We start from the raw sequence: 13,411 nt of genomic DNA, 5'->3' as shown, positions 1-13,411 counted from the left end.
ATTAAATTAAGTTTTTAATTTTTAAATAAAAACCCCCTCAAGAGAGGGGGTTTTAGATCAAACTAACAATACATTAAAGCGCCGCAATCTGCTCCATATTCGCTTTAATCTTCGCTAACTGATCCGCAAACTCAGCAAGTTTTACTTTCTCGCCTTCAACCACAGCCGCAGGCGCTTTCGCCACAAAACCTTCATTTGCAAGTTTAGTTGCAATTTGGTCGTGCTGTTTTTGCACTTTGTCTAAGTCTTTTTGTAGACGACCCAATTCCGCTTTCGGGTCAATTAAACCCTTCATTGGAACGAATACAGACACATGACCGACTACGCTTGAAGAAGACAATGGTGGTTGTTCACCATTCGCCAAGAAGGTGATGCTCTCAACTTTCGCCAATGCTTTAAACAAGGGTTCAATACGAGAAATTTGTGCTTTTTCTGCTTCCGTTGTGTTCTGTAAAAGTACAGGTAATAAACGTGCATTACCTAAGCCCATTTCACCACGGATGTTACGTACCGCACCAATCAAACCTTGAAGCCATTGCATATCTGCTTCAGCCTGTTCGTTTACACGCTCAGGGTTGGCAACAGGGTATTGCGCCAGCATGATGGTTTCGCCAGAAATACCAAGCTTCGGTGCAAGCGTCTGCCAAATTTCTTCCGTCAAATACGGCATAAGCGGATGTGCAAGACGTAAAGATGCTTCCATCACCGCAAGAAGTACACGACGAACTTCAGCTTTACGTTCAACCGATACGTTTTCATCATTCAGAACAGGTTTCGTCAGTTCGACATACCAGTCACAGTATTCATTCCAAATGAACTCGTAAATCGCTTGTGCAGCCAAGTCTAAACGGTAAGTTGCAAAGGCTTGTTGTACCGCAGCTTCTGCTTTTTGCAGACGGCTCACGATCCACTGTTCAGGCAATTCCCAAAGGTCTTGACGAACTTCAGTACCAATCACTTGCTCTTCACAGTTCATCATCACGAAACGGGTTGCGTTCCAGATCTTGTTGGCAAAGTTACGGTAGCCTTCAACACGCTTCATATCGAACTTAATGTCACGGCCTGTGTTGGCAAGCGCACAGAAGGTGAAACGCACTGCATCTGTACCATAGGCTTGAATGCCTTCTGGGAATTCTTTACGGGTCGATTTTTCAATCTTCGCCGCTTGTTTCGGGTTCATCAGACCTGTAGTACGTTTTTGTACCAACGTCTCAAGGTCTACACCGTCAATCAAGTCAAGAGGGTCAAGCACGTTGCCCTTAGACTTCGACATTTTTTGACCTTCACCATCACGAACTAGACCGTGAACATAGACCGTTTTAAACGGTACTTGTGGCGTACCATCTTCATTCTTCATGAAGTGCATCGTAAACATGATCATACGAGCAACCCAGAAGAAGATGATGTCAAAACCAGTGACTAAGACATCGGTTGGGTGGAAAGTATTGAGGAAATAGTTTTCCGCATCTTTTTTGGCATCGCCCGTCCAACCAAGAGTTGAGAAGGTCCACAGCGCAGAAGAGAACCATGTATCGAGTACGTCTTCGTCTTGGCTAAGCGTAACATCAGCAGGGATGTTATTTTTCGCACGGACTTCAGCTTCGTCACGACCGACATAGATGTTGCCTTCAGCATCGTACCAAGCAGGGATACGGTGACCCCACCAAAGTTGGCGAGAGATACACCAGTCTTGAATGTTGTTCATCCATGCCATGTACATGTTGCTGTACTGCTCAGGGACAAACTTGATGCGACCGTCTTGAACCGCTTCAATTGCTGGTTGCGCCAATGGTGCAATTTTTACATACCATTGATCGGTCAATAATGGCTCAACGATCACGCCAGAACGGTCACCACGAGGTGGTTTCAATGTGTACGGTTGAATTTGGTCTAACCAACCTTCAGTTTCAGCTTGTTCAACCAGCTTTTTACGTGCTTCAAAACGCTCTAAACCAATATAGTCCACAGGAGCAGGGATGGTTTTAGAAATTTGCTCGCCCGCTTTCACGATGTATTCAAACTCAACCAATACTTCAGCATTTTTGTTGAAGATATTGATGATTGGTAATTCACAACGCTTACCAACTTCATAGTCGTTAAAGTCATGTGCAGGGGTGATTTTCACACAGCCTGTACCGAATTCTTTATCAACATATTCATCTTTCACGATTGGAACAGCACGGCCTGTAATTGGCAAGATGATGTTTTGACCAACAAGATGTGTATAGCGTTCATCATCCAGTGCGACTGCAACAGCGGTATCACCTAACAATGTTTCAGGACGTGTGGTCGCGACAACAATATGGTCTTTGCCATCATGGGTACGTAAGTTTTTATCTTCAAAGAAATATTTGAAGTGCCATAATGAACCTGCTTCTTCCTTATCCGATTCAACTTCGAGGTCAGAAAGCGCAGTTTGTAATTTTGGATCCCAGTTCACCAGACGTTTGCCACGGTAGATCAAGCCATCTTCGTGCAGTTTAACGAACACTTCTTTTACTGCATTGGATAAACCTTCATCCATAGTGAAGCGTTCGCGCGACCAGTCCACTGAAGAACCTAAACGACGGATCTGACGGGTGATGGTATCGCCTGATTGCTCTTTCCATTCCCAGATTTTTTCGATGAATTTTTCACGACCTAAGTCATGACGGCTCACACCTTGAGCACCCAACTGACGTTCAACCACCATTTGCGTGGCAATACCCGCATGGTCTGTACCAGGTTGCCATAAGGTGTTTTTACCTGACATACGGTTGTAGCGTGTTAAGGCATCCATAATGGCATTGTTAAAACCATGACCCATGTGCAAGCTACCGGTGACGTTTGGTGGCGGAATCATGATACAAAATGACTCACCTTTTTCAGAGGGCTTGAAATAGCCACGCTCTTCCCAAGTTTGGTACCATTTTTTCTCGATCTCGGTCGGATCGTAAGTTGTAGCGATATTTTGCGCTGAATCAGTCATAGTTCAAACAGTTCAAAAGTAGATAAAAAATTGCATCTATTGTAGCAAAGAAATCGCAAATGGGGGCATGTAAAGCAAATGCGTTGATCTAGCAATTGCGACATGATGCAGAGCGCTTTATGATGTGTCTAAACCTAGAGTGCGCTTTGTTCGCAGTAAAAATCAAAAAAAGGGGGGGCACTATGACTTATCAAATATCATTAAAATTAAAACCTGAAACTCACCAACGCTTTGCTCACATTCATCAACAGCTTAATGCCGGCGAAAGCCAAAGTCTTGCCAAACCTTTGGGTGAGGTTTTAGCGGATATTTCATGTGAAGTGATTGATCAAGTCTTTGGCGATCTTGCACGCTTGTCTACCTCAGGCGATGGGGAGTCTGAGAAAATTATTCAGCACATTGTGGACACTATGCGTAAGTACATGCCGTGGTCCGTGTCTTTTTTTTCAAATGACCGTCTAATTCCAATGGTGAATTATCTAGAGCAAATGATGTATGACACCGAGAGCACACATTTTTTAAGCTACCCAGTCGAAAAAACCTTAGTCACTGAACTTTTGGGTTGTGCGGAACAGATGGAGAAAGGCAATAACAGTTATGTTGCTCCAGCTTTGAAGGTGTTTACGCAAATTGTCGATCAAGGGGTGACCAGTCTGGTCCGTGAACCGAAAAAAATGCTTAAATTTAATCTGGTGGTCGATAAAACACTAAATGGGGTGATTAACTTAACGACCCAGTTGGGCTATAAACGTTTTGATAAGTTAGGGCGTATCTATGATGCGCAGATGATGAGTCAATATTTCGATCATTTCCTGACTTTTTTAAATGATCAATCTGCAAATAAAACTTCGGTATGAGGCAATAAGGACATGGCACAGTTAAACAGTTTAGAGGCTAAGGTGGTGTGGATTACGGGGGCATCTTCTGGGTTAGGTGAAGCACTAGCCAAAGAGTGTGCTTTACAAGGGGCAGAGGTGATACTCACGGCAAGACGGTTTGATGAACTCGAAAAAGTCCGTGTCGGGCTGCTCAATCCAGATCAACACATTTCCATTTGTGCCGACATTACCGATGAAGCTCAAGTTCGTCATGCCTATGAGCAAGTGCTACAGAAAAAAGGTCGAATTGATTGGCTGATTAATAATGCGGGTTTAAGCCAACGTGCCTTGATTGCTGATACCAGCATGCAGACTGAACGTGCGATTATGGAAGTGGATTATTTCTCACAAGTGTTTTTAACCAAAACCGTTCTGCCGACATTTTTAGCGCAAAAATCTGGCCGTATTGCTTTTGTTTCGAGTGTTGCGGGGTTGTTGGGGACGCAGTACCGTGCCAGCTATTCAGCAGCCAAGGCTGCCATTCATATGTGGGCAAATAGCCTGCGTGCCGAAGTGGCCAATGAGGGCGTAGATGTATCGGTGATTTTCCCAGGCTTTGTTAAAACCAATGTCTCGTTTAATGCTTTAAATGGCGCGGGTAAACCACAGGGTCATCAAGACGAAGCGATTGAAAATGGTTTAGAACCCGATATTTTTGCGCAAACGGTGGTGAGTGCTTTGCTCAAAGGTGAAGAATACATCGTAGTCGGTGGACGCAAGGAGAAAATGGGGGTTCTGGTGTCTCGTTTATCGCCTACAACGTTGTATAAAATGATTCGTAAGATGAAAGTGAAGTAAATTGAAAAAGGCAGGAGGAAAGTCACTTCCACCTGCTTTTTGGGATCATGATGTTCACATATCTCATCCCCCTATGTATTGATAGGGGAGTCGCACTGTACTACTTACTGATTTTATATAAATAGTTTAAAAACAATTCCGCATTTTTCCCACGAACTTGCCAAGACATACAACGCACACCGCCGCCCATATGACAGACATTAGAAGACTGTACTGGAACAACAGTACGTTTGGTTACACTACGAATTTGCTGTAAAGCGACAGCATCTTCTTTAATCCCAAATTGCGGGAAGTAAATCCGTTCAGGCGTGACCAGCATGTTGGTGGATAAACCACATGCAGAACCAAATTTTTCATCGTAGATTTCGCTGCCATCATAAGGGGTGATGATTTCACGAATTTTAACATTGGGAATGCCGCGCTTTAAATCTGCTTTGAGTTGCTTGGCATAGTCGGGATGGGTAAGCGTTAATCACCAAGGTGTTTTGGTCAACAAAGCTGACCACGCCATCGGCATGTTCCAAGCCCCCTTGTTCATCGGCTTCAATGAACGCAATCTGCTTTGCACCTGTTAAAGCCATTAATTTTTTGCGGGCTTCGCTTTCGGTGAGCTTGTTATCCGCTAGAAATTTGGTGCTAAGGACGAGATTGCCATAACCATTTTCAACCCAGTTTCCGCCATCATTCAATAGTTTGCTTTGCGTAAACTGTAAGCCTGCTTTTTGACTATAGTATTTAAACACGTCTTGTACTTCATCTGAAATGGCCTGACCTTTTTTAGCGCCACCTTGTCCTGCGGCAGTGTAGCGGAAAATGACGGGTTGAGCAGGATTGGCGCTGGTAAAGTCGCGCATCCAAATGTCATGCATCGGTGCGATTGCCACATGCTTTTTGCCCAAGGCTTTGACATAGTCGGGGTAGAGGTGTTTGTCCGTTAGTACAACGACATTGTCTCCATTTTTAATAATTTTTTTTTGCATAATCGACGTGAAAATCAAAAATATCATCAATCATTTTTGCATAGTACGTATCATTACTTTGAGGGGGATGCCAGTACAATTAATTCAGCTTTGGCTACAAGTGGAATCATGCTGAGTACAGCCATACTTATTTTTAGTGCTAAAGATTTCATTATCTGTGACCTATTTACAGTGTAGGTAATGTCCATTTTTATTGTGTTCAGTGTAGAGAATTTTGCTCTAGTGAGCAATCTGCCATCCGAATGTACGATAGAAGGTGAGCGAGCATGAGCTATTTTTAACGCTCATGCTGTTTGAGTTTAGTGAATGTATGATTGGTCAATAGTCGTTGTTTAAGGATTTTGAATGGCAGTCCCATAAGCAAAGACTTCGACCATACCGCCTTGCATGCCCATTTCTGTGGTCGCCAGTCGCATACAAGCAATATGCGTTGCGCCGTGCTTTTCCGCTTCAAGTTTGAGTCGGACGATGGCTTCACGACGGGCGCGATCGACAACACTTTCATAGCTGGTGAGTCTACCACCCAAAAAGTTTTGCACGGTCGCCAGTACATATTTGAAATAATCGTGAGAAATCACAACATTGCTACTGATCATGTGCCCAGACTGCTCGAAGCTTACTTTGCGTAAATTACCCACAGTAATGTAAGCAAGACGCTTCTCGTTGTGTTCAAGCTCCGCTAAATGTTTGCGTTCATTATAGCGACCAAAGCCAAAACCGATGCTAAAGAGCACCGCAAAGATCAGCAGTTGGAAAATTAAACTTTCCATGGCTTAGGCCTGTGTTGGAAATGGATCGGGAAGATGGTTGTCTAACGGTGTGACATGGACTGCAGTACCATAAACAAATAACTCAGATGCACCTTGGGCAATATTTGAGGTTGAAAAACGAATACCTACAATGGCATTGGCCCCTAAGCCTTGTGCTTTTGCAATCATACGATTCATGGCTTCTTGGCGGGATTCTTCTAAAAGCTCGGTATAGGCAGTGAGTTCACCACCGACAATATTTTTTAACCCTGCCAAAAAGTCGCGCCCGACATGTTTACTTCGAACCGTACTGCCATAGACCACATCCAGTTGTTGAGAAATGCGATGTCCAGGAACAGACTCAAGGTTACTTAAAAGCATAATGTTCAATATTCAAATGATTTGATTATCTTTGAAGATAGGAAAAAGCCCAGCAAAAAGCAATAAAAAAGCCCACCGAAGTGAGCTTTTGATGTTGCAAACCTTAGTTTGCTGTTTTGTTGTATTTCACATCTGAAGATGAAGGTTGTTTCACCACTTGATCAGACGTATTGGCTTTTACTCCGCCACCGAGGGTTTTATACACTTCAACTTGGTTGTTCAAGTTTGCTTGTTCAAGCAATAACAACCCTTGTTCCGCTGAGTACGATGTACGCTGTGCATCAAGTACAGTCAGGTAGTTATCGATACCTGCACGGAAGCGTGCCGTTGAAAGCTTATAGGTGGTGTTGGTTGCATCTACCAGACGACGTTGCGCTGCTAGACGGTCACCAATATTTTCACGTACTGCCAAGGCATCATTCACTTCACGGAAAGCGGTTTGAATGGTTTTTTCATAATCTGACAACGCAATTTTTTGGTCAGTTTCTGAAATCTTCACATTGGCACGACGTGTGCCCCAGTCAAAGATTGGAATATCCAAGCTTGGGCCAAGTGACCATACAAAGGCACCTGATTTAAACAAATCGCTTAAATCTGTCGATGCATAACCTGCCGTACCCGTTAAGCTGATAGTTGGGTACAACTGTGCTTTTGCCGCACCAATGTTGGCACCCGCAGCAGACAATTGATATTCCGCAGCGCGGACATCAGGACGGTTATTTAACAAGTCGCTCGGCAAGCCTGCTGTCAACGCCGTACTTTGGGTAATGCGTTTCACCGGTTGAGGAGACAATAAGTTTGCAGGAACAGGCTGACCCACCAACAGGTTGAGTAAGTTCTGTGCTTGTGCAAGTTGAGTCTTGTAGTTCGCAACGTCATTACGCGCAGTTTCAACCGAAATTTGCGCTTGACGTACAGGGACTTCGCTGTCGATACCGACATCAAAACGTTTTTTGTTTAGATTGTAAGACTCAAGCTGCGCTTTTAAGGTTTGGTCTGCCAGTTTTAAATTGGCATTAGCAAACGAATAGCTCAGCCATGCTTGAGCAACCTGACCAATCAACGAAATTTGTGTTGCATCACGTGCACTTTGAGTCGCCAAATAGCTGTCTAAAGCATTGTCTTTTAAGCTACGAACACGACCCCAAAAGTCTAACTCATACGCAGTTACGCCAAGGGCAACATTATACGTTGTGATTGGCTTATTCGAGCTGAGTGTATCTTGGCGAAGCACACTACCACTTGCACCAATGGTTGGTAGTTGGTTGTTTTCGCTAATTTGATACGCTTGCTGAGCACGTTGAATATTTAAAGTCGCCGTACGGAGGTCACGGTTATTGGCTAGTGCTAACTCAATGACTTGGACTAAACGCTGATCAGCAAAAAAGTCTTTATAGCCTTGTTCTGCAACAGATGGACCTGTCGTTGAACCAATATATCCTGTTGGGATATCCGCTTGAGCGACGGGTTCTGGACCACGCATGCTTTGACATGCAGTCAAAGCAAGCGCAAGTGCAGATACCGCAATGCTACGACCTGAAATAGACCATACTTTTTGCATCACGATGTTTGCTCCTGATTATTTTGTTTCTTAGGTTTGTATTTGAAAATACTACGAATCCAAACAAAGAATACTGGAATGAAGAAAATACCCAACAGTGTAGAACTAATTACACCACCAAGGACACCAAAGCCTACTGAATGTTGGCTACCTGCACCAGCACCTGTTGAAAGGGCAAGCGGAAGGACACCAAAACCGAATGCAAGGGTGGTCATGATAATTGGGCGTAAACGCATTTTTGCAGCATGAAGGGTTGCATCAAACAAGTCTTCACCTTGTTCTTGCAACTCTTTTGCAAACTCTACGATCAAGATCGCATTTTTCGCAGAAAGACCAATCACGGCAACAATCGCAACTTGGAAGTAGATGTTGAACGATAAGTTTGGATCGCCCTTAATGATCATACCTAACCATGTCAGTGCAAATGCACCAAGAATACCGAGTGGTACAACTAGTAATACTGAAACAGGGATAGACCAACTTTCATACAATGCGGCAAGACATAAGAAGACGATAAGCATTGAAAGAACAAGCAGCGGAGCTGTTTGATTGCCCGAATCACGTTCTTCTAAAGATAAGCCTGTCCATTCATAGTCGAAACCTTGTAAGCCCATAGATGGTAACTTACCAATAATTTCTTCCATCGCGAGCATTGCATCACCTGAACTTACGCCCGGTGCTGGAGTACCTTGAATGTTTACAGAAGATACACCGTTATAACGCTCTAGACGTGGTGAACCATAAGTCCATTCGCCTGTTGCAAATGCTGAGAATGGAACCATTGTGCCGCTGCTATTACGTACATACCACTTGTTCAAGTCTTCAGGCATCATACGTGCATTTGCTTCGCCTTGCACATAGACTTTTTTCACACGACCACGGTCTACGAAGTCATTAATATATGAACCACCCCAAGCCATGCTCATGGTTGTATTGATATCCGCAATACTGACACCCATTGCGCCTGCTTGTGCTTGGTCAATACTAATTTGATACTGAGGTGTATCTTCTTGACCATTTGGACGCACACCTGTAAGGCGTTTATCCTGTGCTGCCATACCTAAAATCGCATTACGTGCAGCAATCAGTTTTTCATGACCTTGACCACTCGCATCTTTTAATTGGATGTCAAAACCAGCAGATACACCTAATTCAGGCATTGCAGGTAACTGTAATGGCATGATGTAAGATGCGTCTTTCACAATCATATTCAATGCCATACCACGTTGGATGATGGCACCAATTTGCGACTCAGGTGTCGTACGCTCACTCCAGTCCTTCAGCTTGATAAAGGCAAGACCTGCGTTTTGACCAACACCTGTGAATGAGAAACCAGAAACAGTAAAGATAGACTCTACATGTTCTTTTTCTTTATTCATGAAATAGTCTGTCATTGTGGTGATGACTTTATCGGTACGTTCAAGGCTTGCACTTGGTGGAAGCTGAACTAAAGTCATGACGACGCCTTGGTCTTCGTCAGGCAAGAATGAGGATGGTAAAGCTTTATATAGGCCAACTAAGCCTGCAATCACCAGTAAATAAACCACACCAGAAAATACTTTATGATGGGTCATACGGTTGACACCACCTTGGTATTTTACGGATAGCTTTTCAAAGCTGCTGTTAAACCAACGGAAGAAACGCGCAAAAATATTATTACTTTCTGCTTTATTCGGATCGTGTTGTTTTAACAAGGTTGCACACAGGGCAGGAGTGAATGTTAATGCCACGATCAGTGACAAAATCATTGCGGTAACTAGCGTAATCGAGAACTGACGGTAAATAACACCCGTTGTGCCTGCAAAGAATGCCATCGGTACAAATACCGCAGTTAATACACTGGTAATACCGACCAAGGCACCAGAAATCTGTTGCATTGATTTTTCGGTCGCAGCTACAGGGTCGAGGTGTTCTTCTTGCATTACCCGTTCTACGTTTTCCACCACGACAATTGCGTCATCAACCAATAAACCAATCGCTAAGACCATCGCAAACATGGTGAGCGTGTTGATTGAGAAACCGAAGATGTTAATGACAGCAAATGTGCCCAATACAACCACTGGAACAGCCAATGTTGGAATAATTGTGGCACGCCAATTCTGTAAGAACAGGAACATCACAATAAAGACCAAAATGATCGCTTCAATTAAGGTTTTAACAACACTCTTAATCGAAAGTTCAATAAACGGTGTGGTGTCATAAGCCAGTTGATCTTTTAAACCATTTGGGTAGTTTTTACGAAGTTCACTGAGGCGCTTTTCTACAGCCGCTGCTGTATCTAGTGCATTTGCACCAGTTGCCAGTTTAATCGCAACACCGCCAGCAGCCTTACCATTAAATTTAGAGTCGAACTGATAGTTATCTGACCCGAGTTCAACACGCGCAACATCACTCAAACGGACTTGAGCACCAGAAGATGTATTTTTTAGAAATATATTCTTAAATTGTTCAGGTGTTTGCAACATACTTTGCGCATTGACAGTCGCATTCAGCACTTGACCTTGTACAGAAGGTGCACCGCCTAACTGACCTACAGCCACTTGAGCGTTTTGAGCACGAATTGCAGCAGCAATGTCACTTGGTGTCACTTGCAAACTGTTCATTTTCGCTGGATCTAGCCAAATACGCATCGCATATTGACCACCAAAGACTTGAAGTTCACCAACACCTGCAACACGGCTCAGCGGTTCAGAGATGTTTGAGTTTACATAGTCATTAATGTCCGCCCCAGAAAGACTTCCATCTGGAGAGTAAAATGCAAGTACTTGCATAAAACTTGCGCCAGACTTGGTGACTTTTACACCTTGACGTTGTACATCTTCAGGTAAAAGTGCCGTTGCCGATTGTAGTTTGTTCTGTACTTGAACTTGAGCAATATCAGGATCGATGCCTTGTTCAAAGTTTAAGTTAATAGATGCTTGACCGTTACCCGCACTGTTTGAAGAGATATAACGTAGACCATCCAGACCATTCATTTGTTGTTCAATGATCTGAGTGACTGTGTTTTCAACAGTCTGTGCAGAAGCACCTGGATAAGTTGCAGCAATTGTCACCACTGGTGGTGCAATTGTTGGATATTGAGCAACAGGCATTGTAGTTAGCGAAAGAACCCCCGCCAACATAACCACCAGTGCAATCACCCAAGCAAAAATAGGGCGATGAATGAAAAATTGAGCCATATTCGTCTACCCCTTATGTATTTGAAGTAGCTTTTTGTTCAGTTTTTGCACCAGCTTCTGTCTTTTTAGCATCCGTTGTTGGAGCTTGAGGTGCTGCTGCTTTAGGTTGATACGGTTTCGCAACAACTTTCTGTTCAGCTTTAACTTTTGCTATTCCGTCAACAATAACTTTTTCACCTGTTTTAAGGCCTTCAGTCACAATCCAGTCTTGGCCTTGAATACCAACTGTGGTGATTTGACGAGGCTCTACTACGCCTTTGTCATTCACAATCATTGCCATCGCTTGACCTGTTGGTGTGCGAGTCACTGCAATTTGCGGCACTAACATCGCATTCGGGATTACGCCTTGAACGATTTGTGCATTGGCAAACATACCTGGAAGCAGCAAGTGATTCGGGTTCGGGAACACCGCACGAATCGTCACAGTCCCTGTATCTGGATTGACACTAGCATCAGAGAAAGCTAAGCGGCCTTCGATTGGATAGTCACTGCCATCTTCAAGTTTCAGCTTCACACGCGTGTTGTTACTGCTGTCTAAGCTACCTTTACTCAATTGTTGACGTAAACGAAGAAGTTCAGAGCTTGATTGGTTGATATCAACATAGATCGGGTCTAAACGTTGAATCGTCACCAATGGTTCTGTTTGGTTTGCAGTCACCAAAGCACCCGCAGTAACTGTAGAGCGGTTGGTTTGACCTGAAATTGGAGAGCGGATGGTTGAGTAACCTAAGTCTACTTCAGCATTTTTAACTTGTGCACGTGCTGCTGCCACTTGTGCTTCAGCGACATTCACTTGACCCACTAAGTCGTCATAGTCTTGTTTCGCAACAGCGTTGCTTGAAACCAGTTGCTGATAACGATTTAGTTTGGTTCTGAGTGTGCTTAAATTCGCTTCTTGTTGTAATAATGCTGCTTTGGCATTATCAAATGTTGCGCGGTTGGTACGAGAATCAAGTTCATAAAGTGCCTGACCTTCACGTACATAACTGCCTTCCGCAAACAAACGTTTTAGAATGATCCCACTCGTTTGTGGGCGAACTTCAGAGATTTCAAATGCCGTGGTTCTGCCAGATAACTCTACAGATTGTTCTACATTTTGCGGTTGTGCAACAATGACACCGACTTCAGTAGGTGGCATTTGTTGAGAAGCGCCAGCTTGCTGCGCATCCTTTGGATCTTTGCTACAACCAACAAGTGCAATACTCGTTGCTAATGCGCAAGCGGTAAGGGCTGGGGCCCAAAGCTTTGCCGTCATCATTGTTCCACCTCGATTAGATTCTTATCTAAAAATAATGTGTATTTAATTGGGTATATCTGCCACACAAGATGTAAAGCAGTGAAATCCAGATAATACTAATGCTCCAACCTGCGAGAACGTCGGATGGGAAATGTACTCCAAGATAGACTCTTGAAATTCCCATCATCAGCATCCATAAAAGAGCAATGCATACAACATGACGATGTGCAGAAAATGGTCGACTTAAGAAAATGGCAAGACACGCCAAAGTGGCAGCATACATACTGTGCGCACTCGGAAAGGAAGCACCATAGCTCGTCACTAGGTGAAACATTTCTGGTGGGCGTGGTCTTGAAATTAGAAATTTAAGTAGCCAAGCAGAAGCAATACTTCCAACAACGCCTAAACCAATAAAAACAACATCTCTATACTTTTTATACCATGCACGATGGAAACACCATAGAGTGGTTAGAAATAATACAAACGGCATGCCACCGAGTGCCGATAAAAGTATTGCAAGTTTATCTATATGCTCAGTTCTTAATGTGCTGAAATATTCGACCATCGCCAGATCTAAAGCTGTGAGTGGTTGAATGCTTAGAGCTAATGCACTGATTATAAATAAAATAATACCGATAAAAAGCAACAAGTAAGGCATGCTGGAACTCGTGTCATTTCAA

Annotated in this window: 9 protein-coding genes and 1 pseudogene; 2 read left to right on the top strand and 8 right to left on the bottom strand. The window is 43.6% G+C overall.

All coding sequences use genetic code 11. The features are described from left to right. Positions 1-73: 73 nt before the first annotated feature. Positions 74-2,968 (bottom strand): valine--tRNA ligase, encoded by a 2,895-nt coding sequence (locus ACF8FD_RS04930; RefSeq protein ID WP_234304602.1) that lies wholly within the window; start codon positions 2,966-2,968, stop codon positions 74-76. 182 nt (positions 2,969-3,150) lie between these two features. Here ACF8FD_RS04930 and ACF8FD_RS04925 point away from each other — a divergent pair, with 182 nt between their 5' ends. Both ACF8FD_RS04925 and ACF8FD_RS04920 read left to right on the top strand, forming a co-directional pair. After that, the gene (locus ACF8FD_RS04925; RefSeq protein ID WP_078389116.1) at positions 3,151-3,825 is read left to right on the top strand and encodes a hypothetical protein; all 675 of its coding nucleotides are present in this window, start codon (positions 3,151-3,153) and stop codon (positions 3,823-3,825) included. Between the two features lie 12 nt (positions 3,826-3,837). Further along, entirely contained in the window at positions 3,838-4,644 is an 807-nt protein-coding gene (locus ACF8FD_RS04920) for an SDR family NAD(P)-dependent oxidoreductase (RefSeq protein WP_234304603.1), read from the top strand. 100 nt (positions 4,645-4,744) lie between these two features. Here ACF8FD_RS04920 and ACF8FD_RS04915 read toward each other — a convergent pair. From ACF8FD_RS04915 to ACF8FD_RS04885, 7 genes and pseudogenes are all read right to left on the bottom strand, one after another. Next, positions 4,745-5,776 (bottom strand): annotated as a pseudogene (locus ACF8FD_RS04915) (agmatine deiminase family protein). A 180-nt stretch (positions 5,777-5,956) separates the two neighbouring features. After that, on the bottom strand, positions 5,957-6,394 hold the full coding sequence (locus ACF8FD_RS04910; RefSeq protein ID WP_234304604.1) for a YbjQ family protein: 438 nt from the start codon (positions 6,392-6,394) through the stop codon (positions 5,957-5,959). Between the two features lie 3 nt (positions 6,395-6,397). After that, positions 6,398-6,754 carry a YbjQ family protein gene (locus tag ACF8FD_RS04905; protein ID WP_234304605.1) on the bottom strand — a complete coding sequence of 119 codons (357 nt, stop codon included), beginning with the start codon at positions 6,752-6,754 and terminating at the stop codon, positions 6,398-6,400. Between the two features lie 103 nt (positions 6,755-6,857). Further along, positions 6,858-8,315, bottom strand: a complete 1,458-nt coding sequence (gene adeK, locus ACF8FD_RS04900) for a multidrug efflux RND transporter AdeIJK outer membrane channel subunit AdeK (protein WP_234305076.1) — start codon at positions 8,313-8,315, stop codon at positions 6,858-6,860. After that, positions 8,315-11,494 carry an efflux RND transporter permease subunit gene (locus ACF8FD_RS04895; RefSeq protein WP_279678646.1) on the bottom strand — a complete coding sequence of 1,060 codons (3,180 nt, stop codon included), beginning with the start codon at positions 11,492-11,494 and terminating at the stop codon, positions 8,315-8,317. The genes adeK and ACF8FD_RS04895 overlap by 1 nt, the downstream gene beginning before the upstream one ends. 13 nt (positions 11,495-11,507) lie before the next feature. Further along, positions 11,508-12,752: an efflux RND transporter periplasmic adaptor subunit gene (locus tag ACF8FD_RS04890; protein WP_114392769.1), complete on the bottom strand. Its 1,245-nt coding sequence runs from the start codon at positions 12,750-12,752 to the stop codon at positions 11,508-11,510. A 25-nt stretch (positions 12,753-12,777) separates the two neighbouring features. Continuing rightward, a complete protein-coding gene (locus ACF8FD_RS04885) occupies positions 12,778-13,389 on the bottom strand; it encodes a phosphatase PAP2 family protein (protein WP_159151461.1) in 612 nt (203 codons plus the stop codon). Between the last annotated feature and the right edge of the window lie 22 nt (positions 13,390-13,411).

This window comes from Acinetobacter sp. TYF_19 (genome assembly GCF_043105125.1).
Lineage (GTDB): Bacteria > Pseudomonadota > Gammaproteobacteria > Pseudomonadales > Moraxellaceae > Acinetobacter > Acinetobacter johnsonii.
Note: the sequence above shows the minus strand (reverse complement) of the source record. Positions and strands in the feature narration are given on the sequence as shown.